26 protein-coding genes are annotated in these 26,524 nt (G+C 46.0%); 12 read left to right on the top strand and 14 right to left on the bottom strand.

Annotated features, from left to right (window positions below):
- Positions 1-55: 55 nt before the first annotated feature.
- Positions 56-790, bottom strand: a complete 735-nt coding sequence (gene rpsB / locus ACIGBN_RS02355; protein WP_133001650.1) for a 30S ribosomal protein S2 — start codon at positions 788-790, stop codon at positions 56-58.
- 323 nt (positions 791-1,113) lie between these two features.
- Here rpsB and map point away from each other — a divergent pair, with 323 nt between their 5' ends.
- The 5 genes from map to ACIGBN_RS02330 all read left to right on the top strand — a co-directional run bounded on the left by map (position 1,114) and on the right by ACIGBN_RS02330 (position 7,414).
- The gene (gene map, locus ACIGBN_RS02350; RefSeq protein ID WP_133001651.1) at positions 1,114-1,971 is read left to right on the top strand and encodes a type I methionyl aminopeptidase; all 858 of its coding nucleotides are present in this window, start codon (positions 1,114-1,116) and stop codon (positions 1,969-1,971) included.
- Positions 1,972-2,040: 69 nt separating this feature from the next.
- Entirely contained in the window at positions 2,041-4,734 is a 2,694-nt protein-coding gene (gene glnD, locus ACIGBN_RS02345; protein WP_133001652.1) for a [protein-PII] uridylyltransferase, read from the top strand.
- Between the two features lie 7 nt (positions 4,735-4,741).
- On the top strand, positions 4,742-5,944 hold the full coding sequence (gene dapC / locus ACIGBN_RS02340; RefSeq protein ID WP_396663433.1) for a succinyldiaminopimelate transaminase: 1,203 nt from the start codon (positions 4,742-4,744) through the stop codon (positions 5,942-5,944).
- Positions 5,945-5,972: 28 nt separating this feature from the next.
- Positions 5,973-7,010 carry a 2,3,4,5-tetrahydropyridine-2,6-dicarboxylate N-succinyltransferase gene (gene dapD / locus ACIGBN_RS02335; RefSeq protein WP_341566079.1) on the top strand — a complete coding sequence of 346 codons (1,038 nt, stop codon included), beginning with the start codon at positions 5,973-5,975 and terminating at the stop codon, positions 7,008-7,010.
- A 56-nt stretch (positions 7,011-7,066) separates the two neighbouring features.
- Positions 7,067-7,414, top strand: coding sequence for an ArsC family reductase (locus tag ACIGBN_RS02330; RefSeq protein WP_133001655.1), 348 nt, complete (start codon positions 7,067-7,069; stop codon positions 7,412-7,414).
- Here ACIGBN_RS02330 and ACIGBN_RS02325 read toward each other — a convergent pair.
- Entirely contained in the window at positions 7,407-7,607 is a 201-nt protein-coding gene (locus ACIGBN_RS02325; RefSeq protein ID WP_133001656.1) for a hypothetical protein, read from the bottom strand. The genes ACIGBN_RS02330 and ACIGBN_RS02325 overlap by 8 nt on opposite strands.
- A 76-nt stretch (positions 7,608-7,683) precedes the next feature.
- Here ACIGBN_RS02325 and dapE point away from each other — a divergent pair, with 76 nt between their 5' ends.
- The 4 genes from dapE (at position 7,684) to panD (ending at position 9,909) form a co-directional block, all read left to right on the top strand.
- Positions 7,684-8,835 carry a succinyl-diaminopimelate desuccinylase gene (gene dapE / locus ACIGBN_RS02320; RefSeq protein WP_133001657.1) on the top strand — a complete coding sequence of 384 codons (1,152 nt, stop codon included), beginning with the start codon at positions 7,684-7,686 and terminating at the stop codon, positions 8,833-8,835.
- A 107-nt stretch (positions 8,836-8,942) separates the two neighbouring features.
- Entirely contained in the window at positions 8,943-9,104 is a 162-nt protein-coding gene (locus ACIGBN_RS02315; RefSeq protein WP_341566081.1) for a hypothetical protein, read from the top strand.
- Positions 9,105-9,107: 3 nt separating this feature from the next.
- Positions 9,108-9,482, top strand: coding sequence for a hypothetical protein (locus ACIGBN_RS02310; protein WP_133001658.1), 375 nt, complete (start codon positions 9,108-9,110; stop codon positions 9,480-9,482).
- A 46-nt stretch (positions 9,483-9,528) separates the two neighbouring features.
- Complete coding sequence (gene panD, locus ACIGBN_RS02305; RefSeq protein ID WP_133001659.1) at positions 9,529-9,909, top strand: aspartate 1-decarboxylase; 381 nt, start codon at positions 9,529-9,531, stop codon at positions 9,907-9,909.
- A gap of 120 nt (positions 9,910-10,029) precedes the next feature.
- Here panD and tpx read toward each other — a convergent pair whose 3' ends face one another.
- Together tpx and ACIGBN_RS02295 are read right to left on the bottom strand one after the other, a co-directional pair.
- Positions 10,030-10,527: a thiol peroxidase gene (gene tpx / locus ACIGBN_RS02300; RefSeq protein WP_341566082.1), complete on the bottom strand. Its 498-nt coding sequence runs from the start codon at positions 10,525-10,527 to the stop codon at positions 10,030-10,032.
- A 31-nt stretch (positions 10,528-10,558) separates the two neighbouring features.
- Positions 10,559-11,029 (bottom strand): cold shock domain-containing protein, encoded by a 471-nt coding sequence (locus tag ACIGBN_RS02295; RefSeq protein ID WP_279433428.1) that lies wholly within the window; start codon positions 11,027-11,029, stop codon positions 10,559-10,561.
- 280 nt (positions 11,030-11,309) lie between these two features.
- On the opposite strand from ACIGBN_RS02295, the gene ACIGBN_RS02290 reads away from it, so the two are divergent.
- On the top strand, positions 11,310-11,531 hold the full coding sequence (locus ACIGBN_RS02290; RefSeq protein ID WP_243711900.1) for a SlyX family protein: 222 nt from the start codon (positions 11,310-11,312) through the stop codon (positions 11,529-11,531).
- Positions 11,532-11,536: 5 nt separating this feature from the next.
- Here ACIGBN_RS02290 and ACIGBN_RS02285 read toward each other — a convergent pair whose 3' ends face one another.
- The 8 genes from ACIGBN_RS02285 to cysM form a co-directional block, all read right to left on the bottom strand.
- A complete protein-coding gene (locus ACIGBN_RS02285; RefSeq protein WP_396663428.1) occupies positions 11,537-12,328 on the bottom strand; it encodes a class I SAM-dependent methyltransferase in 792 nt (263 codons plus the stop codon).
- Positions 12,329-12,479: 151 nt separating this feature from the next.
- A complete protein-coding gene (gene tsaB, locus ACIGBN_RS02280; protein ID WP_133001662.1) occupies positions 12,480-13,187 on the bottom strand; it encodes a tRNA (adenosine(37)-N6)-threonylcarbamoyltransferase complex dimerization subunit type 1 TsaB in 708 nt (235 codons plus the stop codon).
- A 6-nt stretch (positions 13,188-13,193) separates the two neighbouring features.
- Positions 13,194-13,850 carry an adenylate kinase gene (adk, locus tag ACIGBN_RS02275; protein WP_133001663.1) on the bottom strand — a complete coding sequence of 219 codons (657 nt, stop codon included), beginning with the start codon at positions 13,848-13,850 and terminating at the stop codon, positions 13,194-13,196.
- Between the two features lie 226 nt (positions 13,851-14,076).
- Positions 14,077-16,707, bottom strand: coding sequence for a phosphoenolpyruvate carboxylase (ppc, locus tag ACIGBN_RS02270; RefSeq protein WP_396663426.1), 2,631 nt, complete (start codon positions 16,705-16,707; stop codon positions 14,077-14,079).
- A 58-nt stretch (positions 16,708-16,765) separates the two neighbouring features.
- The gene (gene mazG, locus ACIGBN_RS02265) at positions 16,766-17,572 is read right to left on the bottom strand and encodes a nucleoside triphosphate pyrophosphohydrolase (protein ID WP_396663424.1); all 807 of its coding nucleotides are present in this window, start codon (positions 17,570-17,572) and stop codon (positions 16,766-16,768) included.
- Entirely contained in the window at positions 17,569-19,818 is a 2,250-nt protein-coding gene (gene relA / locus ACIGBN_RS02260; protein ID WP_133001666.1) for a GTP diphosphokinase, read from the bottom strand. The genes mazG and relA overlap by 4 nt, the downstream gene beginning before the upstream one ends.
- Complete coding sequence (gene rlmD, locus ACIGBN_RS02255) at positions 19,819-21,150, bottom strand: 23S rRNA (uracil(1939)-C(5))-methyltransferase RlmD (RefSeq protein ID WP_396663421.1); 1,332 nt, start codon at positions 21,148-21,150, stop codon at positions 19,819-19,821.
- A 101-nt stretch (positions 21,151-21,251) separates the two neighbouring features.
- Positions 21,252-22,148: a cysteine synthase CysM gene (gene cysM, locus ACIGBN_RS02250; RefSeq protein ID WP_396663419.1), complete on the bottom strand. Its 897-nt coding sequence runs from the start codon at positions 22,146-22,148 to the stop codon at positions 21,252-21,254.
- Positions 22,149-22,281: 133 nt separating this feature from the next.
- On the opposite strand from cysM, the gene ACIGBN_RS02245 reads away from it, so the two are divergent.
- Positions 22,282-22,506, top strand: coding sequence for a hypothetical protein (locus ACIGBN_RS02245; RefSeq protein WP_133001669.1), 225 nt, complete (start codon positions 22,282-22,284; stop codon positions 22,504-22,506).
- Between the two features lie 141 nt (positions 22,507-22,647).
- Complete coding sequence (locus ACIGBN_RS02240; protein WP_396663417.1) at positions 22,648-25,329, top strand: ATP-binding protein; 2,682 nt, start codon at positions 22,648-22,650, stop codon at positions 25,327-25,329.
- Here ACIGBN_RS02240 and acpS read toward each other — a convergent pair.
- A complete protein-coding gene (acpS, locus tag ACIGBN_RS02235) occupies positions 25,307-25,693 on the bottom strand; it encodes a holo-ACP synthase (RefSeq protein WP_133001671.1) in 387 nt (128 codons plus the stop codon). The genes ACIGBN_RS02240 and acpS overlap by 23 nt on opposite strands.
- 85 nt (positions 25,694-25,778) lie before the next feature.
- Positions 25,779-26,519 carry a DNA repair protein RecO gene (recO, locus tag ACIGBN_RS02230; RefSeq protein ID WP_133001672.1) on the bottom strand — a complete coding sequence of 247 codons (741 nt, stop codon included), beginning with the start codon at positions 26,517-26,519 and terminating at the stop codon, positions 25,779-25,781.
- Positions 26,520-26,524: the final 5 nt, after the last annotated feature.

The following is a 26,524-nucleotide window of genomic DNA, read 5'->3' as shown; positions in this document are numbered from 1 at the left end:
AAAAAAGGGGGCGAGATGCCCCCCTTTAGAAACCAGAACAAACTAAATAGTTTGCTTACGCTTCTGTAGCTTCGCTTACTTCAACAAACTCATCTGCAGAACCAGCAGTCGCAGAACGACCTTCTAGAACCGCATCAGCGAATGCAGAAACGTACAATTGAACCGCACGAATCGCATCGTCGTTTGCAGGAATAACGTAATCGATGCCATCAGGATCGCTGTTTGTATCAACAATACCGATAACTGGGATACCAAGCTTGTTCGCTTCTTTAATAGCGATACGCTCGTGGTCAACGTCAACAACAAACAGAACGTCTGGAAGACCGCCCATGTCTTTGATACCACCCATAGAAAGCTCAAGTTTTTCAAGCTCACGAGTACGCATCAATGCTTCTTTTTTAGTTAGCTTTTCAAACGTGCCGTCAGAAAGCTGAGTTTCAAGTTCACGAAGACGCTTGATAGAAGTACGGATCGTTTTGTAGTTAGTCAACATACCACCTAACCAACGGTGGTTTACGTATGGCATACCAGAACGAGCAGCTTGTTCTTTGATCGTTTTAGATGCAGCACGTTTAGTACCAACAAACAAAACCTTGTTTTTGTTCTCAGCCATTTTCTTAACAAGCTCTAGAGCTTCGTTAAGAGCAGGAACAGTGTGCTCAAGGTTAATGATATGGATCTTGTTACGAGCACCAAAAATGAAAGGCTTCATTTTTGGGTTCCAGTAACGAGTTTGGTGACCAAAGTGTGAACCAACCTGTAATAGGTCGCGCATAGAAACTGTAGGCATTTTACTATCCTTTAATTTGGGTTATTTAAGCTTACCAACCAAGCGCGTCAGCCAGACAAGGTTTAAAGCAACCATTGGCACCCCAGACACACCCACTTAACGTGGTAAGATCGTTAGTTTAATATTGGTTTTGCTTGCGTTTGAGCCAAAGGCACAACAAGCCGGCGATTTATACCATATTTTAGAATAAACCAAAAGACCTAGGTGGCGTTTTTGCCGACAGAGTCTCCACGCTTTTTTCACTGCTAAAGGGGCGATTCTCCTTTACAAGTCATGTAGAATAGCGACAAATTTAATACATCAAATATTGAAAGACATTTATTATGAGCAACGACATTTTAAGAAAAGTAGAAGCACTAACAAAAAATGGTCGCAGCGACGTCCCAACATGGACACCGAGAACCGCGGCCACACGTTTCACTGACATCAGTGACATTGAAGGTATGCGAACGGCAGGGAAACTGGCCGCAGACGTACTAATAATGCTTGAAGAATTTGTTGTACCTGGCGTCTCTACTGAGCAACTCGACATTATTGCTCACAACTACATTGTTGACGTTCAAGGCGCGATCCCAGCACCATTGAATTACCACGGTTTCCCTAAATCTTGCTGCACCTCAGTCAACGATGTTATTTGTCACGGCATTCCGAACGACAAAGCACTTAAAAAAGGCGACGCGGTAAACATCGACATCACCATCATTAAAGATGGCTACTATGGCGACACCAGTCGTATGTTTTTTGCTGGTGAGGCAGCGCCACACATTGAGCGCCTTTGCAAAGTCACTCAAGAAAGCCTCTACCTTGCTATCGACATGGTGAAACCCGGCACTCGCCTTGGCGACATAGGTGCCGCTATTGCTTCCTACGCTCACAAACACCATTACTCTGTTGTTGAAGAGTATTGCGGACATGGCGTTGGCACCACTTTCCACGGCGAACCTCAAGTAGCGCATTACGGCACCCCAGGAACTGGAGTCATCCTAGAAGAAGGCATGACCTTTACCATAGAGCCAATGATCAATGCTGGCAAAAAACAGGTCAAGCACACAGGCCCTGATAACTGGATCGCCAAAACCAAAGATGGCCGCCCTTCTGCTCAGTACGAACACACCCTACTGGTCACAGCGACCGGGGTGGAAGTACTGACAAAACGCCCAGAAGAAACGCGCTTCTTTTAAAGAAGCGCCGCGCGCAAACCACCCAATACCGTTAAGCTATTTTCTTGACCCACGTTTCGAGGCTTTTGTATGGATTTTCCTGCTTTTCCAGATGCTCCGCCGTTATTAACACAAGATGAAAAACACGAGTTGGCACAGCCATCTTGTTCAATACAGCGCTACAAAGCCATTTTGGAAGAGAAAACGGCAGCCTATGACAACCTTTTTCACTCTCTGTACCCTATAGAGAAACTCGTCAAAGGGTTGTCTTCAGTCTATGACGAAGCCTTACAATCCGCTTGGATTGCCAAGGGTTTAGACCAAGAAGAGTCCGTAAGCTTAGTGGCCGTTGGTGGTTTTGGGCGCAGCGAGTTGCACCCAAAATCCGACATAGACCTACTTATTCTGGTCAAAGACGACGCCACCCCACAGAAAGATAAAATCGAAGCCTTTATCACTCTTTTGTGGGATATCAATATCGACGTGGGACACAGCGTTCGCACCATCAGCGAATGCATAGAGATGGCCGCACAAGACATTACCGTCATCACCAACCTAATCGAATCCAGAACCCTGTATGGCTCTGAAGACCTGCTCGCCAACCTAAAACTGAATACCGACACCACTCACATGTGGGATGGCCACACCTTTTACAAAGCCAAATTGGAAGAGCAAAAACGCCGTCACGCAAAATACCAGAACACCGCCTACAACTTAGAACCCAATCTAAAAGAATGCCCAGGCGGATTGCGCGACATGCAGGTGATTGACTGGGTCGCAAAGCGCCACCTGCACACCCACAGACTAAGCGCCTTAATCGACAAATCCTTTTTATCCGAAGACGAATACATCCAACTAAAAGGCGCAGTGGGAAACCTTTGGCGCATTCGCTGGGCCTTGCACATGATTTCAGGGCGCAAAGAGGATCGACTGCTTTTCGATCACCAGCGCACCTTGACCAAGGTATTTGGCTTTGACGACGATGATTTAAAGCGAAACGTCGAACGCTTTATGCAAGGCTATTACCAAAGCGTGGCCGCCATTCAGCAATTGAACGACCTTCTTCTGCAACACTTTGAGGAATCGTTTTTACTGGCCGACGCTAACGACTCAATCGAAATACTGAACGAGCGCTTCCAATCCTGTAATGGCCAGCTAGAAGCAAGATCCCCTACCTTGTTTCAAGACAACCCCTCCGCCATGCTGGAGCTTTACGTCCTGCGCGGCAACAACGAAAACATCAAAGGCATCCGCGCCAACACCATGCGCCAACTGCGCGACAGCCTAGATTTGGTAGACGACGCCTTTCGTAACGACAGCAAAAACACCGACTTATTTTTAGACATCATCGCCAGTCGATATCGCCTCACCAGCATACTGCGATCGATGAAACACATAGGTTTATTAGGGCGTTATTTACCTGAATTCGGCGCCATCATTGGCCAGATGCAACACGACCTCTTTCACATCTACACAGTAGATGCTCACACACTGCATTTAGTCGAAAACCTTCGCCGCCTCTGGTTGCCAGAATTCAAACAGAAATTCCCTATTTCAGCACAAGCCATTCGCCACCTACCCAAGGTGGAATTACTCTATATCGCCGGCCTTTATCATGACATAGCAAAAGGTCGTGGCGGCGATCACTCCGAGCTTGGCTGCGTCGACGCTCAGGCATTTTGCGAACGCCACGGGCTTTCGAAGAGAGACACCGCACTGATTGTCTGGCTAGTCAGAAACCACCTTTTCATGTCTGTTACGGCACAGCGAAAAGACATTTCAGACCCAGAAGTGATTTGGGAATTTGCCAGCTACGTCAAAGATCAGGAGCATCTAGATTACCTGTTTATCCTGACCGTCGCCGACATCAATGCCACCAACCCCACCATGTGGAACAGCTGGCGCGCCTCGCTCATGAGACAGCTTTACCTAGAAACAAAACGCGCATTACGCCGCGGACTAGACTACCCGATCGACGCCGACATGCAGAGCGATGAGCACAAACAGCGCGCTCTTGAAGTCCTCATCGAGCGCAATGTCGATTTTACCGATGCAGAAGAAGTCTGGTCTAAGATCGAAGAAGAGTACTTTATTCGTTCCAATGGCGATGAAATTGCGTGGAACACAGAAGCCATTCTACGCCATCGCCCAAGCATCAAGCCTCTTGTGGCGATCAGCCCACTTGGAGGACGCAATTTCTCTGGTGCTAGCAAGGTATTCATTTATACCCCGAACAGTCGTCACTTATTTGCTGTGACAGCGGCCATCTTCGAACAGCTAGGCTTAACCATTCTCGACGCCAAAATCAGCAACACCACAGACAACTACACACTCGACACCTTCGTTGTCATGGACGTCAATGAAAACGAAACCAGCCTGCACCTCGACCAAGAAAGAATTTCAGTGATACGTGAGACCTTGACGGAGCAACTCAACAACCCGTCTTTATACGAGAGCCTAGTGCAACGCTACACGCCACGTATTCTGAAAATATTTAACTCACCCGCTACCGCGCATTTTGTCAGCCAACCTGAAGAAGTTTGGTCTGCTCTTGAGGTAACGGCACCAGATCGCCCAGGACTCTTAGCACTGATCGGGCAGTTCTTCGTGAACAATAAAATCATGCTACACAAAGCCAAAGTCGCCACGTTAGGTGAGCGCGTAGAAGACACCTTTTACATTACAGAAGAAGATGGTGAGCTCATTACCGACATAGATCGAATGCGCTCTATTTGCGATCTTTTAAAAGAAAAAATTGACCGCTTTTCACAAGCCATGGATTAACCACCCTATGAACCCCTTTATAGATTCCTTGCACCCGTATCCTTTCCAAAAGCTCTCCGAGTTATTAGAAGGACACACACCTAATCCAGACAAACCTCTGATCCGCCTTACGATTGGGGAGCCGCAACACGACTCACCACAGATCGTACTGGACACATTGGCCAACTCGCTTAATGGTGTGAATAAATACCCAAGCACCAAAGGGGAGCTGGCGTTACGCAGCGCCATTTCAAAATGGACAAAAACGCGCTTTCATCTGGACTCGCTTGATCCAGAAAGCCAAATTCTACCGGTTACAGGCACTCGTGAAGCCCTGTTTGCTATCACACAGACATTGGTCGGCGAAAAAAGCAATCCGCTCGTAGTAAGCCCCAATCCGTTTTATCAAATCTACGAAGGGGCCGGCATACTGGCTGGTGCAGAATTGCATTTCTTACCTTGTGGACCTGACACTGCCTATAAAATCGACTACCAAAGTGTCAGTGATGAGATCTGGGCACGCTGCGAACTGCTCTTTGTTTGCTCCCCAAATAACCCAAGCGGCAGCATCACCACCTTAGAGGATTACGCCTACCTTATCGCAAAAGCCAAAGCGTTTAATTTCACGATAGTGGCAGATGAATGCTACTCAGAAATCTATTTTGACGATAAAGCACCATTAGGATTACTAGAAGCCTGCCAACAACTGGGCAACACCTCCTACGAACATTGCCTGATTTTTCAATCCTTATCGAAGCGCTCTAATTTACCCGGCCTGCGCTCAGGCTTTGTCGCTGGCGACGCCAACCTACTTAAGCCTTTTTTGCTGTACAGAACTTACCAAGGCTGTGCGATGCCTATTCATCACCAAGAAGCGTCTATTACCGCTTGGAACGATGAACAACATGTCGCTCAAAATCGCGAGATCTACACTCGAAAATTCAACAGTGTGCTCGATATATTAAGCCCAGTAATGAAGGTCAGCAAACCTGAAGCTGGCTTCTATCTATGGCCAGAATTGGACATGGATGATGAAGCTTTTTGTATTGCTCTGTACGAGCAAGCCTCCGTACTGGTCCTACCAGGCAGCTACCTTGGCCGCGAAGTCGATGGCAAAAACCCTGGCAGCAAACACGTACGTATGGCACTCGTTGCAGAAGAATCACAGTGTGTTGAAGCCGCTAAACGCATCCGCGACTTATTAACAACCAACAAATTAACGAACAAGTAACCCCCTTAAAAACTCACTGGAGAACATAATGAGTGATCAAATTTTCGCATTCGGCCTTGGCATCGGCACCCAAAACAAAGAAGGCAACTGGCTAGAAGTTTTCTACTCTGCGCCAAGCATCAATGTTGAACAAAGCACACTTGATGCGCTACTAGAAAGCACCAACTACGAAGGCGGCAACAGCACGCTAGTATTAGAAGAAGGCGACCTTAACCGTCTTCACATGAGCCTACTGAAGGCTGGCAACATAGAACAAGCCGAATTGGCCTCTCGCCTAAAGGCGTCAACACAACCTGTTGTGCTGTGTGTTCTTGCTACCAATGAAGCCCCAACTAACCCAGCCGAAGCTTACCTTAAGCTGCAACTGATCTCCCACCGCCTAGCACAGCCTCATTCCGTTGTGTTAGATGGCATGTTCGGCCTGCTAATCAATACGGCATGGACAAGCGAAGGCCCTATCGATGTACGCGAACTGGCGGACCGTCAGCTAAGCGCTCGCATGCAAGGTCGCACCATCGAAGTATTCAGCGTGGACAAGTTCCCTAAAATGCTGAACTTTGTTGTTCCTACAGGCATCCGTGTTGGCGATGGCGCTCGCATCCGTCTAGGCGCACACCTAGGCGAAGGCACGACTGTTATGCACGAAGGCTTTGTCAACTTCAATGCTGGCACATTAGGCTCAAGCATGGTTGAAGGCCGTATCTCAGCAGGCGTTGTGGTTGGCAATGGTTCTGATCTTGGTGGTGGCTGTTCTACAATGGGCACACTTTCTGGTGGTGGCAACATCGTCATTGGTGTTGGTGAGAAATGTCTAATCGGCGCCAATGCTGGTATCGGTATCGGCCTTGGTGATCGCTGCACAGTAGAGTCTGGCTTGTACATCACTGCAGGCTCTAAAGTGGCTGTACTCGATGAAAACAACCAAGTTGTTTCAACCGTAAAAGCCCGTGAATTGTCTGGCCAATCAGATCTTCTGTTCCGCCGTAACTCTGAAACAGGCGCCATTGAATGCAAAACCAATAAAACGGCCATTGCATTGAACGAAGCACTACACGCTCACAACTAGTCAAACAAAGAAGCCATACTGCAGACATTTGCAGTATGGCTTTATTGGAGAAATACATGATTAGCATTTATGGCATTAAAAACTGCGACACCATGAAAAAGGCATTTCGCTGGCTAGACGAGCACAATGTCGAGTATCAATTTTTCGACTACAAAAAAGTCGGCGTAGACGCCGAGTTAGCCACCCAATGGCTGGCACAGCAAGACTGGCAGACGCTCATTAACAAACGCGGCACCACATGGCGAAAATTGGACGACAACACCAAAGACACCATGAACAACAGCAACGCGCTTGCCGTTATGATGGCACAACCTTCTATTATTAAACGCCCTCTAATCATCAAGGATGATGCTATTATTCTAGGCTTTAACGCAGAAGACTATGAGCGCCAATTTCTCAGTTAACTGGTGAAGGGTATACTCGTGGCACTTCTTTTGTTTGCTTTTTAACAACCGGTGTCACACTGGGCTTATAGCCTGAATTTGTTGCATCGGATTGTATGATAGGCACAAAATAGCTCTCCTGAGCAACCGGTGGCTCTAATAGACTACAGGCACTCAGCATTAATCCCAAAACAACAACGATACTTAACTTCATAACATACCTTTATCAAACATCCTGAATCTAGACAGGATAATTTATAAAGCCGTGAAAACCAACACAAAGGTAAAGAATGACTAACTTGTCCCCCACTCTTAAACTGGCAATGGATCTTATCTCTCGCCCTTCTGTCACTCCAGAAGACGCCGGATGCCAAGAAGTAATGATTCAACGCCTAGAACGTCTTGGTTTTCACATTGAGTCGATGCCGTTTGGCGACGTAAAAAACTTCTACGCCAAACGCGGCACCTCAGGCCCTAATCTTTGCTTTGCTGGGCACACAGATGTTGTACCAACTGGCCCTGAAGAAGAATGGAAAGTTCCTCCTTTTGCGCCAGAAATAATCGACGGTATGCTTTATGGCCGTGGCGCTGCCGACATGAAAGGCAGCCTTGCCTCTATGATCACCGCTGTAGAAAACTTCGTGACAGCGCACCCTGATCACAGCGGGCAAATTTCCTTCTTGATCACCAGCGACGAAGAAGGCCCTTTTGTTGATGGCACCACTCGCGTCGTCGACACCCTAATGGAAAGAAACGAAACCGTTGACTGGTGTATTGTCGGCGAGCCTTCCAGCACCAACACCCTGGGCGATATTATTAAAAATGGCCGTCGCGGATCTTTTAGCGGCAACCTTACCGTACACGGAAAACAAGGCCATGTTGCTTACCCACATTTAGCCGAAAACCCAATACACTTGGCCGCCCCTGCATTGACAGAATTGGCAAACACACATTGGGATAACGGCAATGACTTTTTTCCGCCAACCAGCTTTCAAGTGTCCAACATTCAAGCTGGCACGGGCGCGACCAACGTTGTCCCAGGCAAGCTCAACACCCAATTCAACTTTCGTTTCTCTTCGGAGCTTGATTTCGACACACTGAAAGCCCGCGTCATCGAAATACTCGACAAACACGAATTACGTTACGACGTAGAATGGACCTACAACGGCTTACCATTCCTAACGCGCCCAGGTGAGTTGGTTGATGCCATCACCACAGCAGTACAAGATACGGTTGGCATCACCCCTGAATTATCCACTTCTGGCGGTACATCCGACGGCCGATTTATTGCTAAAATGGGCACTCAAGTCGTCGAGCTTGGCCCTATAAACGCAACCATTCACCAACTGAATGAATGCGTGGATGCCGAAAGTCTTAACCAGCTTAGCCGCATCTATGAAGGCATATTAATCAACTTATTCACCAACACTCAAAACGCATGAAAATCCAAGGCCGCTTACACAAACTAGCCATGAGATTGGGTAACAACCCAAGACTGGCACTGATAAAAATGATCCAAGGCGGCCTTTTGTTTGCGTTTGGCGTTCTCATGATAATGGTATCCAACCAAGTTCTGAACGATTCCATCAGCCAAGAACTTATCGCCTTAATCGGACTCATCATCGCCGGCGCCGGCGTCCTCTGGACCGCTGTCGGCTATCTGTCGATGAGCGTATTAAGGCTGTATAACATGATCAATAAAAAGGACTAAACGATGCAACCTGACATCGAAATATATGTATTGTCGTGCCCAACTGATAATATCGTCACTTGGCTTAGCCAGAAATTCACCCTGCTCGAACAGACTCACCCATCATCACTGTGCACCAAAGTGATTCTTGAGTTGGATGGCAACACCATTCCCGTTACCATTTTAGAGCAAGCTTCAGGAAAACGTTTTACCTCCATCTGGTTTGACTCTAGCCACACCCCTTGGGAAAACGACATTCTCTGCGCTAAAGACGCCTACAGCAGCTTACAGTGCGAAGTACGCTGCAACTACCAAGGCTGGGAAGAAGAAGGTGATCAAGACCCAGACCAATGGTGGAAGATTAACAGCCACGGTGAAGGTCCTTTTGTTTGGAACTAACACCGTCCCACTCACAACTCCTAGATAAGATTAAGAGAATAGATTCATGCAAATTACACTGCTAAAAGGCAAACTTCACATGGCAAGCGTATCCCAAGCTGAGCTTTGGTATGACGGTTCATGCGCCATTGATAAAGACCTTGTAGAGTTAGCTGGCTTTCGCGAATTTGAAAAAATAGACATTTATAACGTTGATAATGGTGAGCGTTTTCACACCTACGTTATCCTTGCAGAAGCGGGATCTGGAACCATTTCAATGAACGGCGCAGCCGCGAGAAAAGTTCAAGTTGGGGATCGCGTTATCATTGCGACTTATGGACAATTTGACGAAAACGAAGCCGATGAGTTCAAGCCAAAACTGGTCTACTTAAACAAAGACAACACAGTGGAACGCACCACCAACACTATTCCAGTTCAAAAAGACTAAGCGTTTTTTTCAACACAACGCCTTTCTTCAAGACAATAAAAAGCCAGTTAAGCATCGCTTAACTGGCTTTTTTGCTTGTCCGTTTAGCCCAGCTTAACGCAGGCCTAACACAAAGCTAAATTAACCTAGAACAGCCAAGGCTGCATCGTAGTTTGGCTCATCCGCAATTTCAGCTACTTGCTCTGTGTGCAGAACTTTACCGTTTTCATCCAGTACAACCACGGCACGAGACAACAAACCAACAAGAGGCCCTGTGGTGAACGTCAAGCCGTAATCGTCGCCAAAAGAAGTACGGAAGCTTGAACCAGTATCAACATGATCGATACCTTCAGCACCACAAAAACGCGCAGCAGCAAAGGGTAGATCCGCAGAAACACACAGTACGTTAACCCCTTTTAAAGAAGCCGCAGACTCATTAAATTTACGAACTGAGGTTGCGCATGTAGGCGTATCAATAGAAGGAAAAATATTTAAAACTAATTTAGCGCCTTGGTAATCGCTTAATGACACGACAGACAAATCCGTTTTTACCAACTCGAACGCTGGCGCTTGTGCACCAACAGCTGGAAGCGAACCAACTGTTTCGATTTGATTACCTTTAAGTGTTACTGATGACATGATCTTTTCCTTAACTATCTATAAGAATGTACTAGCCACGAACAATAGAAACGTTCTCAGCCTGCTTACCCTTTTCGCCTTCTGTTACATAGAAGCGAACAAGCTGGCCTTCAACAAGAAAACGACGACCACGACCACGAATCGCACGGTAATGAACAAATACGTCGTCACCATTTTCCATTGTTAAGAAACCAAAACCTTTTGAAGAGTTAAACCATTTTACCGTGCCTTGCTCACGATCGTCATCCTCATCTTCTTCAGATTGGGAGTTCGCACTTGAGCCACTTTCTTGACCCACCATAGCACCGACATAAACAGACACTAAAATAAACGCAAAATAAACCAAATAGTTTGTCCCAATTTGATCGCCTAATACTGCGGCAATTAACAAAGGAACAACTAAAGCAATAACTAGACTGGCAACAAACGCACGCACTGAAAATAAGGCGGAACCAACAGAAGATCCTTTGTGACTCGTAACATTATCCTGATGATCATTCATAACTGTGTCTCTTGTTAAATTAAAATATTTTATGATTCGAAAGGATGAATTACCTAGGTAAAAATTCTCTCGTTAAACTAATACAAACGTGAAAAGTTAAAAGTTTTTACTACTCTCTTACGAAATTAGCGTGTGAAGCGAAAGAAGATCATAGTAAAATAACCCACTTCTTTAAAAGCAAACTCCGCGCCATTTTCTATTCTAATGTGCAAAGAAGATGCATGCAACACATAGAAAGGCTCCGAAATTAAGAGCTTAGCATATTAAGGTTAACATACTGATGCCACCAATGAATACCTTAGACACAGAGCGTCGTATCGACGAACTCGAATACAAACTTCAATTCCAAGAAGACATGATAGACAGCCTTAATCAGTCCCTAATTGTGCAACAAAGAGATTTACTGCTGATGCAAGAAAAACTGGTCATGCTGGCAAAACAATTAGAAGCTAACCGCCAACAACAGAATATTGTCGAAGGCGAAACACCACCCCACTATTAATAAGCTTACTGCTCATTTATGTCTAATGATTTAAGGACATAAATATCAAAACGGCCCGCTTTACCACCCAACTGATAGCTTGGTTCCACGTTATTTAAATAAGGCGCACCTTTGGGGCGTTTTACGACGACTCGGTAGTTTGCTATTTCTAGCGCCTTTGGCAATAAAAGATCCGCATCTTCATCTTTACCGACTAAATCCCGAAAAAACGCCATTTCTTTTTTTGCCGCTGCAGAAGACTTTTCCGTATGGGGATACATAGGATCGAGAAAAACCACATCAAAGCGCTGATCAAGCAGCTCGCCAATCTCTCCAGCCAGCAAAGGCATGCGTGATGCAATACTCGTGACCTCAGGGTGCAACAAAGCACGCGACAAGCCATTTTCCAACAAGGCTCTGACAAAGCCTACACGCTCACACAAAGACACGTGACAACCCAGACTCGCCAGCACAAAGGCATCTCGACCCAGCCCTGCGGTGGCGTCCAACACAGACAAATGAGCGCGTTTGTTTAAGCCTACTGCCTTGGCAATGTCTTGCCCTTTGCCACCACCAAAGCGTCTACGGTGATCCACCGCGCCAGCGGTAAAATCAACAAACACAGGTTTTGGCGCCCCTTTACCCGTTTTAGCAAGCGCCAAGCCTTGTTCGCTTTTAAGCAGTAAATAATCAAACTCCACCACAAACTTAAGCGCCACTTGCAATGGAAAGTAAGGCAGGGATAAAGCATCCGCCAAGGCTTTGGCTTCGAGATCATGAAGAGGGTTATCAGAGGCAACAGCAAGAGAGCTTAACAAGGGCGTTCGTTCCAGTAAGGGTATAAATGAGGCGAGTTAAACAAAGTAAACAGAAAAACAATACAAGAGGAAGCGGTGAAAGGCGAGCAATAAAAGGCGAAAAAGAGACGCTAACTGAACAGTAAAGCGACTCTCTTATGGCCTATTATCGTTATCTTTTGCCGACTTTAGGCGCCTGTTTTTCCCAGGTGATTTCATCTCTTAAGTAAGTCGGCATCGCATCGTACGCGGACACAGTCTTTCCTTGAGAAAACAATTCCTGAGCCAATTGCGCAATGCAAGCAGCCCGCGGCGCAACATCAAGCAAGATATGCTCAGGCTTTTGAGGCAACAAAGCGGATAGCATCTCGTCATAAAGCCAGCCAGAACCAACGCCTTGATAACACTCATCAAACTTCATCAGTGTATCCGGTTTTGCGACACGCTCATCGAAAAGACATTCAACAAGATGATGCCCTTCGACTTTATTCACATGATAACCAGCCACATAGATTTCACCCATTCGGGCGTCTAAGGCTGACAACCAATGATGTTTCCCCGTTTTTTGAAACCCTTCTAGCGCTTGCGCTGCCAAGGTGGACACAGGAATAACCGGTAGGTCTGCGCCATACGCCAACCCCTGAACGACACCCGCGCTGATTCTAAGCCCAGTAAAAGAGCCTGGGCCACGACCAAAAGCGATCGCATCCAGATCAGACAAGACCAATCCGGATTGTTGCAGTATTTGCTCCACCATCGGCAGAATCAAATCATTATGCTGACGCGGTGCCATACGAAAATCTTCCAGCACCACACCATCAATATTCAACGCAACCGAACAAGCTGGCGTTGATGTATCTAAAGCTAAAATCGCAGTCATTAAAAACTAAGCCTTCAATGAAGCCAATAAGCTTTGTTTGATCTCGTTCAAATCACCCACACCGTTCACTTTAACGAATTTAGGCGCGGTGGCGCTGTCGTTTTTCAGCCATTCTTGGTAGTAGCCAATTAACGGCGCAGTCTGATCGTGATAAACACCAAGACGCTTACGTACAGTTTCTTCTACATCGTCCACACGTTGTACTAGGTCTTCGCCTGTCACATCATCTTTGCCTTCCACTTTTGGTGGATTATAAACAAGATGATAAGTACGGCCTGACGCTTCATGTACACGGCGACCGCTCATGCGTTTAACAATCTCTTCGTCTGCAACATCGATCTCGACCACATAGTCGATCTCCACGCCTGCGTCTTTTAACGCATCGGCTTGTGGAAGCGTACGAGGGAAACCATCAAACAAAGCACCTTTTGCACAATCTTCTTGAGTCAGACGCTCTTTTACTAAACCAATAATAATATCGTCAGAAACTAATTGTCCGGCATCCATTACAGCTTTTGCTTTCAAACCCAGCTCACTACCCGCTTTCACAGCCGCACGTAGCATGTCGCCTGTAGAAATCTGTGGAATACCGAATTCTTCCGTAATGAATTGAGCCTGAGTACCCTTACCAGCGCCTGGCGCACCTAATAATATTACTCGCATAAAAAAGTCTCCAAAAGTCAGTCTATAAACTGAAACACAAATTTGTCTGCCACGCTAAAAACACACGCAGAAAAGGCGCGAAAACACAGCGTAAAGGCAGACAACTTGCAAAATAAAAATTGAATGGCTGCCAAGCATACCCAAGCAAGCCTTTAAGATGCAAATTTACTGTCTTATTTTCGCTATTTCCGCGCCTTTTTCGTTCATTATTTAACCGTTTTTTGATTTAACCCGTGTTTTGCATGCCACTCGCGATCCCCGCCATAGTAATCATCAGGGCTTTATTCACCTCTGGATTTTCAGCACTTTTACGGCTGCGGTGCAATAATTCAGCCTGCAAATAATGCAGTGGATCTATGTATGGGTTACGCACATCAATCGATTGTCGAATCGTTTTATTGTCTTCAATTAAGCGATCTTGCTGCTTAAGTTCTTTCACCAAACGACTCACTTGCGCCAATTTATTACGCAGCAATCGACCTAAGCCTTGCAGCTCTTCACTGACCAAACGCTTTTCATAATATTCAGAAATTTCAGGCTCTGCTTTCGCCAGCACCATGTCCAACATATCCAGATAAGCCCCGAAGAAAGGCCATTTTTTATGCATCTCTCGCAGTTTATCAAGATTGCCTGACTCAATCGCTTGCTCCAATGCACTTTCTGCTCCCAACCAAGCTGGCAACATCAAACGAATTTGCATCCAAGCAAAGATCCAAGGAATGGCCCTTAGACTTTCTACACCGCCATCAGAGCGTCTACGAGCAGGTCTTGACCCTAATGGCAATTTAGCCAGCTCTTGCTCTGGTGTTGTTGCTCTAAAGTAAGGCACAAAATCTTCATGACCGAGCACTATAGAGCGATATTGATTCATCCCCACTTCTGCCATTTCGTCCATAATGGCACGCCATTCTTCTTTTGGCTCAGTGGTTGGCATCAGCGTCGCTTCCATGACCGCTGAGCAATACAATTCAAGGGAACGCACCGCAATGTCAGGAATGCCGAATTTGAAACGTATCATCTCCCCTTGCTCTGTCACTCGAATCGAACCATTTACTGACCCTGGAGGCTGCGACAAGATAGCCACATGAGCAGGACCGCCACCACGACCTACGGTGCCACCGCGACCATGGAATAAGGTCAAATGAACGCCGTGCTTTTTACACAAGCGGGTCAGCGCTTCTTGCGCTCGGTATTGCCCCCATGTCGCCGCAATTTGTCCGGCGTCTTTGGCGGAGTCGGAATACCCGATCATCACTTCTTGGCGACCGTCGATATAGGCCTTGTACCAAGGCAGAGAAAACAGCTGTTCAATAATAGGTTCGGCGTTATCAAGATCTGCCAATGTTTCAAATAAAGGCACGATGCGCATCGCAAATGTCACACCAGACTCTTTCAGCAACAAGGCAACAGCCAGCACATCCGATGGCGCACTCGCCATAGAAATAACATAAGAGCCAAACGAGTTCGCTTCACCTTTCGCTATCATCGAAAAAGTATCAAGTACTTCTTTAACATCCGCGGTCGGTGTCCAATCTGAAGGCAACAAAGGGCGCTTAGAGTTTAATTCGGTCAATAAGAAAGCCTGTCGAGACGCTTCATCCCATTCAGCATAATCCCCTAGACCGTAAAAACGAGTAATCGCCGACAACGCCTCTATATGACGAGAAGCGTCTTGGCGCACATCCAAACGCACTAGAGTCATACCAAAAGTGGCTGCACAGCGAATCAAATCAAGCAAAGAGCCATTAGCAATCACCTTCATGCCACAATCTATCAATGACTGATAGCACAACACCAAGTCATCATAGAGCTCTTTACTGTTGAGCATAATGCCGTCATCTGATGCAGGCTTACCATCTAGACGTGCTTTGGCCCAATTTTTGGTCGCGACTATTTTACTTTCTAGATGGCGCAAAATATCACGATAAGGCTGCGCACTATCACCTACTCGCGCGCGTAATTCCGCATTGCATTGCGTCATCGAAAACTCTGAACGCAACACATTTAAGTCTTTAATATAAAGGTCTGCTGCCATCCAGCGAGCCAATAAGGTCACTTCTTCAGTGACCTTATGCGTCACATTAGGGTTACCATCTCGATCCCCACCCATCCAGGTCGCAAAACGAATCGGCGCCAGATCAAGAGGCAGTTGCTTGCCATTAGAGTGCTCACTTAACTGAGCGTCTAATTGTCTAAAAAAACGAGGTATCGCCTGCCATAAAGACTGCTCTATCACCGCAAAGCCCCACTTGGCTTCATCTACCGGTGTCGGTCTGTCTTCACGAATTTCGTCTGTATGCCACGCCTGAGTGATAATCTCTTTCAGGCGACGAATGTGTTTGGTTTCTTCTAACGGAAGAATATTGTCTTTATCAAGCGCTTCTAATTCGGTAGAAATATTGTCGTATTTTCGAATCAATGAACGACGTACTACTTCCGTTGGGTGGGCGGTTAATACCAACTCAATGGATTGCTCTTGCAGCGACGCCAGCATTTGATCAGCTGACACATTTTTGGCCGCAAGGCGAGAAAGAAGATCACCGACAGGATTGTGATATACCCCCAAGCTTTCATTCGTGCGACGACGGTGAACTCGATGGTATTGCTCTGCAATATTCGACAAGTTTAAAAATTGATTAAAAGCACGAGCAACGGGAACAATATCTTTGTCATCCAATGCTTCAAGCGCTTCGATTAACGCCGCTGGGTCTCCAGTCTGACGCCCTTCTTTTGACAACAATCGAATGTTTTCAACCGTGTCTAAAAACGTGCTCCCAAGGTGGTTGCTCATGGTTTCCCCAAGGCAATCTCCTAGTAGTCGGACATTTTCTCGCAACGATGCCTGATTATCACTCACTTCACCCTCCTTCCGCTAAAAAACGTCTCTAATTATTATAATTTGTTAACCGCGTTTATTATAAACCTTCTCGTTTTGCTTGCTCCCAATATTGATCCAATTCTTCTAAGGAACAATGAGTTATCTCTTTGTTTTGCTCTGAAAGCAAACTTTCTATTCTGCTAAAGCGACGACGAAATTTCACATTCGTTCGATTCAGCGCCACATCTGGAGACACCTTAACATGTCGCGCCAAATTGCTCATGGCAAACAATATGTCTCCCATTTCCACTTCAATATGATCTTGTTCCATGCCCTTCATCGCGGCTTCTAGCTCGTCCAACTCTTCACGAATCTTATTGAATACGGGCGCAGTGTCATCCCAATCAAAGCCCACTTTTGAGGCTTTTTTCTGCAACTTAGCCGCCTGCATAAGAGCCGGCATCGAAACCGGCACATCATCTAATAGGCTGTGTTTTTTCAGCGCGCTTTTTTCTTGTGCTTTAATCGTTTGCCATTGCTCAGACAGACTCTCTTGATCAACACTTGTCCCGCTACCAAAGCTGTCTAACTTGCCACTAGGGAAAACATGAGGATGCCGACGTAACATTTTCTCAACGATACCTGACGCAATATCGTCAAAATCAAAACGCCCCTCTTCTTTTCCTATTTGCGCATAAAATACAACCTGAAACAGCAGATCCCCAAGCTCTTCTTTTAAGTGCTCATGATCTTCACGCTCGATGGCATCCAACACCTCATAGGTTTCTTCTAAGGTGTATGGTGCAATCGATTTGAAGCTTTGCTGTTGATCCCAAGGACAACCATTTTGCTTATCCCTAAGACAGGCCATCAAAGTTAACAACTCATTGATAGGCGGGTTCAAAAGTCTTTTTCTCTAAATACATTCAATACATTTGGCAATTGATCAATGCGATGCAACAACTTACTCAGCACGCCCAGCTCCCCAACTTCGATCGTAAAGCGAATCGTAGCGGTATGGCTGTCTTGCGCCGACAAGGTATTCATGGATAGCAAATTCACTTTTTCATTCGCCAACAAACTGGTGATGTCATTGAGTAATCCAGTGCGATCATATGCCTCGACTTGGATATTAACAGGGTAAAGGTTATCGACCTCTTCCCCCCAGTTCACTTCCACCATACGCTCAGGTTCATCCAGACTCATTTGCACGACATTGATGCAGTCTTCCTTATGAATCGAGACACCTCGACCCTGAGTGATGTAGCCAACAATACTGTCGCCAGGTATAGGCGAGCAACATTTCGCCATTTGGGTCAATAACTTACCGACTCCCAATATGTGCACATCATTATCAGAAGACTTATGACGACTCTTTTTTAGCCTGATCGGTCGTACCGTTGGAGTTTGACCATCCAAACCGTACAAATCATCAATCGCATGAAGCACTCGAGAGAGTTGAATATCCCCAGCACCGAGTGCCACATAAATGTCTTCGGCGCTTGAGAAATTGAATTTTTCCGCGAGCTTCAGCAAGTCAACCTTACTGTCTTCCACACCTAAACGCTTAAGCTGCTTATCCAGCAAACTCTTACCCGCGTCTAAGTTTTTCTCTCTGTCTTCTTTTCTAAACCAGTTTTGAATTTTGGCGCGCGCACGGTTGGTTTGCACATAACCAAAAGTAGGATGCAACCAGTCACGGCTTGGCGTTCCCTCTTTCGAGGTAAGAATCTCCACCTTGTCACCGGTTTTTAAATGCGTTACCAAAGAAATAATTCTGCCGTTCACCTTGGCACCACGACAGCGGTGACCAATTTCTGTGTGCACACGGTAAGCAAAATCTATCGGCGTGGCGTTCACAGGCAGATCCACAACATGCCCATCTGGCGTGAAGACATAGATGCGGTCTTGCTCAATGTCGCTACGCACCTGCTCAGACAGAGACTCTAAATCGCCCTGTACTTCATGGAAATCCAAAATAGTTCGTAGCCATTGCAGCTTCTCTTCATAGCTGGTGCTGTTCGAACTCAGGTCTGTCCCCTTGTATTTCCAATGGGCACACACACCCAACTCCGCATCTTCATGCATCTTATGAGTACGGATTTGTATTTCAAGCGCCCGACCTTGAGGACCAATCACCGCGGTATGCAAAGACTGATAGCCATTGGTTTTTGGATTACTAATGTAATCATCGAACTCTTGAGGAATGGGTCGCCATAAATTATGGACCACGCCTAACACGCCGTAACATTCCATGGTTTCATCAACCAAAATACGCACAGCGCGTACGTCATAGACTTCGTCAAAGCCAATGTTTTTGCGCTTCATTTTGCGCCAAATACTGTAAATATGCTTAGCTCGCCCCATCAGATCCGCATGGATATTGATGTTAACAAGGCGTTCTCTGAGTATATTAATAACGTCTTCAATATACTGCTGACGATCTAAACGCTTTTCGTCCAACCAGGTGGCAATGCGTTTGTAATCAGAAGGATAAAGGTAGCGAAAAGAAAGATCTTCCAGCTCCCATTTGATATGACCGATACCAAGGCGATGGGCAAGCGGGGCATAAACACTCTGCACTTCTAGCGCAACAGCCACACGTCTTGCTTCATCTTGGTGCTTGGCTTCTTTGATGGCACAAGCTCGTTCGGCAAGCTTAATCAACACCACACGCACATCATCGATGATGGACACCAGCATTTTACGCAGTGACTCTAATTGATTTTCACTGCTGCCCAAGACTTCGGCCGCGGTGTCTGCGGTAAGGTTCTTGGAAACCTCCCCCATGCGAATAACCCCTTCAATAAGCGAGGCTACTTTACGGCCGAACATATCGACCACACGAGAAAGTGGCAATTGATCTTCGCGTACCGCACGGTATAAAGCGGCGGCTAATAACGAATCCTGATCGGCTCGAAAACCGGATAGAATTTCAACCATTTCAAGGCCTGCGCGGAATGTACTCGCTTGCGGGCCCCAATAAGAATGTCGAGGTGATTGGAGTTCTGCCTGACGTGCAAGCTCACAAGCCATTCGCAAAGGCACTCTTGCGCCTTCGTCTACTTTATCAGCAAATTGCTCCATCCAACGGTCTATATCAACCGTACCATCCCCTGAAATCGGGTGGTCTTTTCTGACTGTTACCATTTACTTGCCCTTCAATTTACTTCTTTTTTGCAGCAACATCATTGCCTCTACATGGGAAGTTTGAGGAAACATATCCATCAAACTGACCCGTGAGACCTGATATCCTTTTGCGACTAAATACTCAGCATCCCGTGCCAAAGTAGAAGCGTTGCAAGAAACATACAATATTTGCTCTGGTTTGATTTTTATAATGCTATCAAGAAACTCTAAAGCGCCTGTCCGAGGAGGATCAAGCAGCACTTTCGTTACGCCCATTTTCGACAAACCAGCCGAAACCGGTTGAGTTAAGTCTGCCGCTAAGAATGCCACCTTGTCCAGTTGATTTAGCTGAGCATTTTTCCGGCCAGCCTCCACCATACTCTCTTGCACTTCAATCCCTAAGACCTGTTTTGCTCGCTTTGCCAAAGGCAACGAAAAGTTTCCGACGCCACAAAACAAATCTAAAATAACATCCTCGTCATTAGGCGCTAACCAATCCATCGCTTGCGCGACCATCTGTTGGTTTAAGGTTTGGTTCACCTGAATAAAGTCTTGTGGATGATACTGGAACGTCAAACCGTCCAGCTCATAACATCTTAACGAGGTTGGCGCTACAGACGCTTTGCTTTCAGTTGGTTGCTGCCAATACAGCACAACATCATGATCCTTAGCCCACGCCTGCCATTCTGCTTGTAGAGACTCTGCTATTGGCGCCGTCAAGCGAAACAACACAGAGGAGCCTTGCGTATCTTCCAGCAACTCAATATGCCCAATCTTACTGGTTAGAGCATTATTTTCTAACGATTTTTTAAGCGCGGCATAGACGAGTTGAAGTGGCTGAGTAAGCACTAAACATTGATCAATTTGGATGATGTTTTTAGAGGCTTTCCCTCTAAACCCCATTTGAAAGCCTTCTTTTTGAGACTGGATGGAGATTCTTGCGCGACGACGATAAGCAAAAGGAGCATCACTTAACAACTCAAGCTCAGCGTTATCGGCCACATTTCGTAGCTGCCCTTTAAGCCATTGTTTTTTCGTTTCTAACTGCTGCTCTGCGGCCAGATGCTGAAAACTACAACCGCCGCACTTAGCAAAGTGAACACACGCTGGGGAAATACGATGAGGACTGGATTGAAGAATACGGGTTAAATTGGCTTCGTCAAAACGACGTCCAGCCTTAACAACTTGCGCTTCTACCGTTTCACCAGGCAGAGCGCCGTCAATAAAAGTAACTTTACCAGAGAAGCGCGCCACCCCTTTTGCTTCATGGGTTAAGCTGTCCACCTGATACGTTTGAACTGGACCTAGGGGCTGCACTTTAGGGGAGCGACGTGGTGCTGTTCTTCTTCTCAATGGAGACTCTCTAATTAAGCTGGGATCAATAAATAATGCTATTCTAACGCATCTGTTTATCGATCCCTACTATTTATCACCCCACAACAAAGACAATAAACTTACGCGGGATTAAACACACCGGTTGATAAGTAACGGTCGCCTCGATCACAAACAATCGCCACGATCACGGCATTATTGACCGTTTTCGATAATTCGAGCGCAGCAAAAACAGAGCCTCCAGAAGACACACCACAGAAAATACCTTCTTCTGTTGCGAGACGACGCATCGTTGTTTCTGCATCACTTTGGCCCACATCCATCACAGTATCGACACGAGTCTCATCGAAAATAGCCGGTAAATACTCTTTCGGCCAACGTCGAATACCTGGAATACTCGAGCCCTCTTGCGGCTGCAAGCCAACAATCTCTATGTTTGGGTTTTGCTCTTTTAAATAATGAGACACACCCATAATGGTGCCGGTCGTTCCCATTGAGCTCACAAAGTGCGTTACCGTACCTTCAGTTTGCTGCCAAATTTCAGGCCCTGTACTCACATAATGCGCATTAGGGTTATCCTGATTACCAAATTGGTTTAGCACCTTACCCACACCTTGATCTTGCATTTCCAAGGCCAAATCACGAGCGCGCTCTATGCCTTCTTCCTTAGTCACCAAATGAAGCTCAGCCCCATAAGCCGTCATCGCCGACTTACGCTCCTGGCTCATATTATCTGGCATAATAAGGTGCATTTTGTAGCCTTTGATGGCCGCCGTCATTGCCAACGCAATCCCAGTATTACCACTTGTCGCCTCAATTAGGCTATCTCCTGGTTTGATATCACCGCGTCGTTCAGCTTGCACTATCATGTTTAACGCAGGTCGATCTTTTACCGAGCCTGCTGGATTTTGCCCTTCTAGTTTCAGCAAAATTGTATTGCTAGAATTAGGGTTGATGCGTTGTAAGCGCACTAATGGGGTTTGTCCTATAATGGATTCTATCGTTGGGTACTGGCTCATAAAAACTTCATTGACATTAATAACGTGGGGAATGAAACTTAACATTTAGGTGCATTTAAAAACACTATTACTCAAGAGTAAAATAAGAAAGCGTTATAAACTTAGCCAAGAATTCACATTTGGAGCCCAAAGCATGCGCACTTGCCTCTGTATCACCACATTAATTTCTCTATTACTGCTCGCGGGGTGCGACATGTTTGCTGGACCTGCGGCGGACATTCCAGATAACGAATTAAGAAGTAAATGGCGTGAATGCAAACAAATTAAAAACCCATCACGCACCAAAGTATTGGCATGCGAAAACTACGAGCGTGAATGCAGCCGCCGTAAAAACAAAGGCAACCTGGTGTGCTACTAACGAAAAAAAACTGTGCGTTTTAACATGAGGGCATTCCCCTTCTCGATCAATCTGTCGCCGAGACGCAAGCTTTTTTGGATGCTGTTTGCGCCAACGTTCATCATCTCGCTTTTTTTCTGTGTGCTTGTCTTCGTCTATAGAATGCACGACCTAAATACGCAGGTTGAAAACAAAATCCAAAACATCACCAATCAACTCGCTATTACCAGCGAGTACGCGATAACCACATCAAACAAACAGTTAATTTCTCAACTTCTAGAACACGCATTGAGCTATGGCAACATCAACAACATCACTGTGTTCAACCATAAAAAAGAAGTGATCTCTGAGATCGGTCCGGCCGCCCACATACCAACACCGCCATTATCGGCGCTTGCGCAAACCCAAAGATCCGGAACCTTTCTCGTCAGTACACAGGCGATTTATCATAACCCGCTGCCTATCGATAGCAGCCTGAGCTCACCGCTTGATTCTTATAATCCTAAAATACAACGCAACATCATAGGCTGGATCAAGGTAGAAACCAACATATCGCAACTGGACATCGCAAAATACCAACTCTTCTTTTTGCTGCTTTTCTTATTTTCTCTTTTTAATGTTCTCAATGCCTTCATCACCTCCCGTGTTGCTGGCTCACTGACACACCCCATCGAAAAAGTGTCCTTATCGCTGCGCAAACTGACGAAGAGTCAATACGCCGCCGCAAAATCCATCAAGCTGCCAAGCCAATACTCTGAGATTCAAAAAGACTTGCTAGAACTTGCTGAGCGACTTGAAAATCACAAAAAAGAGCTCACGGCAGGGATAGAACAATCGACTGAAGACATGCGTAGAAACATGGACAGCATGGAAGAAAAAAGCGCTCAGTTGTACATTGCCAACAAAGAAGCGATGGAATCGAATCGACTCAAATCTCAATTCCTTGCCAATATTAGCCACGAGGTAAGAACCCCGCTCAACGCCATTTTGGGCTACACCAAAATCCTTCAGAAGAACATCAAGGACAACCAAAACAAGCTTTATGTCGATACCATTGAACAATCCACCAATAGTCTATTGGCCATCATTGGCGACATTTTAGATTTCTCAAAAATTGAGGCGGGCAAACTAAGCTTGGATCACAGTCTCATCAACATCAGAGAGCTGGTCGATGACGTTTACCAAATACTGAGTGCCAATTTGCTCACCAATGACAAGCAAATTGACCTAGTCACTGATTTCTCTCCCGACGTACCACAAACCATGATTGGCGACAGTATTCGTATACGCCAGGTGTTTACCAACTTAATCAGCAACGCACTGAAATTCACGAACAAAGGTTCCATAAAAACCAAAGTCATACTGTCGAGCAAAAGCAAAGACCAGTTAACCCTGTCCTTTCAGGTCATCGACACCGGCATTGGCATTCCAGAAGACAAAATAAACCAGCTTTTTAAACCCTTCTCCCAAGTAGATACCAGCACTACACGCAAATTTGGTGGCACCGGCTTAGGCTTGGTCATTACCAAAAAACTGGTCGAGCAAATGGGCGGCGTCATCAACATAAGCAGCGTTCCTAAAATAGGCTCTACGTTTCACTTTACGCTCAAACTCAAACCATCAAACAAGCCTCAGCCGAAGCAAGAAAAGCTGGAAAAATTCATTGTTTTCCTAGAGCCTAGCAACACCTATCGACACTACCTTAGCAACTATTTTTCAGAAATAGGCGTTGAAAGCATCGCCTGTTCAGGCGTCGAGCAAATCATTTCTAAGCTCAATCAACACCATAACAAAGTGGATGCGATTCTCTTAAACATCATCCCGAACAAACAAAGCACCAATGACGCCAAAGAACTCGCTTCGTATGCCATTAAGCAATTTAACATTCCTTGCATCTTGATGATTCAGCCGCCAGGCCAGATAAATCACTACCCGAAACTGAAAACAATGTGCAGCGATGTATTGCTTAAGCCCATCAGTCACAAACATTTATTTAATGCGTTAAAAAACATTCAGCCGCCCAACGCGATAGCCGCTGCAGGCCTTACTAGCGACAGCCCAACCATTGAAAAGCAGCCCCTGCCTGTTACCCATTTAACGGGGCTTAAAATACTTGCTGTGGATGACACCCAAGTAAACTTACAACTGCTAACACACTGGCTAACCCCTCATGGACTAAACGTATTTTTAGCCAATAGCGGTCGCAAAGCCATTAGCATGGCAAAAGAGCAGCAATTTGATTTGATTCTAATGGACATTCAGATGCCCGAGATGGATGGCCTAGAAACCACCCAGCACTTGCGCGCATTAGAGGCGTACAAAGAGACACCAATTATTGCCCTAACGGCCCATGCACTTGGTTCTGAGCAAGACAACATACTAGCCTCTGGCATGAACGCCTATCTGACCAAACCCGTCGATGAGCTCATTCTGTTAAATACTATTGAGAAATGGTGTTTAAGAAAAGAAAGCGCCCAAGAACACATCAACACCCAGGTGACACAAGCCTTTGATATCAATAAAGCATTGTCCATCGTCAGTCAGAAAAGCGACATAGCAAAAGAAATGTTTGAGATGCTCGCCGACTCGCTTGCCGACGAGAAAAAACTGCTAAGACATCATTTTGAACTTCAGGACACTGAAAAACTGATTCACGTTGTGCATCGTATACATGGCGCATCAAAATACACAGGAACCATTGAGTTAACCCGTCATGCGGGCTTTTTAGAAACCCACTTAAAAGAACTGGGCATGGAAGACGTAGAAGGTGTGTTAAACGACTTTTTAGACAGCATTGATATGCTACTAGCCATTCGCCACCTTATCCCTTGGCCTCAAGAATAACAAACGCCTGAGCGTAAGCCTTTTCGTCGGTTAAACTCAAATGCCAGGTAACCGGCGACTCAAAACGGGCTTCTATACTGCTATCAACCACCAGAACGGGTTGGCCTGATGGAAGGTTATTCACTTGGAAATGCTGAAAACTGACGCCTCGACCTATGCCAGTCCCCAAGGCTTTAACCGCCGCTTCTTTTGCTGCAAAACGCTTCGCAACAAAAGCATCGCGCTTTGGCTGATTCGATATCAAAGCCCATTGCGCTTTTTCATCCGCGGTCAAAATGCGTTCAATAAAACGCTCACCCAGCCTTGTAATCGAGTCCGATACACGCGAAATATCCACTAAATCTGTGCCAATCCCAATGATCACAACCATTTACCTACTGTAAAATTCATTCTTTATACCAACCTAAAATCAATGACATAGCCCAAAAAACCAAGTCACTTTCCACTCGCTAAGGTAACGCTCGAAAGATAGGCACGCCATTTAGCCGCTCTCCCTGAAAGACATGCTTTGGAAGCAAGCGTCTGGCGCTGACAGGCTTGCCATTTAACAAGCCATCCAACCAAGAGCGATGCAACTCTTTGGCCAAACCGAGCACCTGCTTATTTGTCCATGCTCCTGCGTTGTAATCGAGCGCCACCTGCCCTTCAACATAGAGCAAAGGCACTTGTTTCGGCTGTTCACCATAATACGGCCTTAAGCCAAATTTCTGATGAAACTGATAAAGCTGTTTACCACTCAAAGCCTCACCACGACTTGTCGACGCCATATTAATGGCAACCCCTAACTCAGCAAACAAACCCACTTCAAAACGCCTTAAAATGGGCGCAATGGAGACCCCGCCATGCAAGCTACTTATTAACCATTGATAAAGTTCATAGATAGCAGGTAATGGGAGGTTAAGGGGCAATAACCTTTCAACAATTTCATGAATGTACAAACCCGCATAAAGAGGCATGCCTTCCAGATAAAAGCCCGCTTGCACCGACTCCATGCTCTTAATGGTTTTCAGCTCGCCACGCCCTGTACACTCAACTTCAAAGCATAAAAAAGGCCCAGGTATGACCCGAGCCTCTTTTTTAGGTAAACGCCATACTCCCCTCAATAAACCTTGCTCAAGCGTGAGCAAATCCACTAGGATTTTGCCATCTTGAAACGGGCGAGTATGGATGACATACGCACTGACGCGCATACTAT

Source organism: Marinomonas sp. NPDC078689 (genome assembly GCF_044542435.1).
Taxonomy (GTDB): Bacteria; Pseudomonadota; Gammaproteobacteria; order Pseudomonadales; family Marinomonadaceae; genus Marinomonas; species Marinomonas arenicola.
This window is presented reverse-complemented; position numbering and strand designations above follow the sequence as displayed.

Coding starts and splice junctions, on each gene's coding strand:
- rpsB (WP_133001650.1), bottom strand. CDS start 790: ATGCCTACAGTTTCTATGCGCGACCTATTACAGGTTGGTTCACACTTT.
- map (WP_133001651.1), top strand. CDS start 1,114: ATGAGCAACGACATTTTAAGAAAAGTAGAAGCACTAACAAAAAATGGT.
- glnD (WP_133001652.1), top strand. CDS start 2,041: ATGGATTTTCCTGCTTTTCCAGATGCTCCGCCGTTATTAACACAAGAT.
- dapC (WP_396663433.1), top strand. CDS start 4,742: ATGAACCCCTTTATAGATTCCTTGCACCCGTATCCTTTCCAAAAGCTC.
- dapD (WP_341566079.1), top strand. CDS start 5,973: ATGAGTGATCAAATTTTCGCATTCGGCCTTGGCATCGGCACCCAAAAC.
- ACIGBN_RS02330 (WP_133001655.1), top strand. CDS start 7,067: ATGATTAGCATTTATGGCATTAAAAACTGCGACACCATGAAAAAGGCA.
- ACIGBN_RS02325 (WP_133001656.1), bottom strand. CDS start 7,607: ATGAAGTTAAGTATCGTTGTTGTTTTGGGATTAATGCTGAGTGCCTGT.
- dapE (WP_133001657.1), top strand. CDS start 7,684: ATGACTAACTTGTCCCCCACTCTTAAACTGGCAATGGATCTTATCTCT.
- ACIGBN_RS02315 (WP_341566081.1), top strand. CDS start 8,943: ATGATAATGGTATCCAACCAAGTTCTGAACGATTCCATCAGCCAAGAA.
- ACIGBN_RS02310 (WP_133001658.1), top strand. CDS start 9,108: ATGCAACCTGACATCGAAATATATGTATTGTCGTGCCCAACTGATAAT.
- panD (WP_133001659.1), top strand. CDS start 9,529: ATGCAAATTACACTGCTAAAAGGCAAACTTCACATGGCAAGCGTATCC.
- tpx (WP_341566082.1), bottom strand. CDS start 10,527: ATGTCATCAGTAACACTTAAAGGTAATCAAATCGAAACAGTTGGTTCG.
- ACIGBN_RS02295 (WP_279433428.1), bottom strand. CDS start 11,029: ATGAATGATCATCAGGATAATGTTACGAGTCACAAAGGATCTTCTGTT.
- ACIGBN_RS02290 (WP_243711900.1), top strand. CDS start 11,310: ATGCCACCAATGAATACCTTAGACACAGAGCGTCGTATCGACGAACTC.
- tsaB (WP_133001662.1), bottom strand. CDS start 13,187: ATGACTGCGATTTTAGCTTTAGATACATCAACGCCAGCTTGTTCGGTT.
- adk (WP_133001663.1), bottom strand. CDS start 13,850: ATGCGAGTAATATTATTAGGTGCGCCAGGCGCTGGTAAGGGTACTCAG.
- relA (WP_133001666.1), bottom strand. CDS start 19,818: ATGGTAACAGTCAGAAAAGACCACCCGATTTCAGGGGATGGTACGGTT.
- cysM (WP_396663419.1), bottom strand. CDS start 22,148: ATGAGCCAGTACCCAACGATAGAATCCATTATAGGACAAACCCCATTA.
- ACIGBN_RS02245 (WP_133001669.1), top strand. CDS start 22,282: ATGCGCACTTGCCTCTGTATCACCACATTAATTTCTCTATTACTGCTC.
- ACIGBN_RS02240 (WP_396663417.1), top strand. CDS start 22,648: ATGCACGACCTAAATACGCAGGTTGAAAACAAAATCCAAAACATCACC.
- recO (WP_133001672.1), bottom strand. CDS start 26,519: ATGCGCGTCAGTGCGTATGTCATCCATACTCGCCCGTTTCAAGATGGC.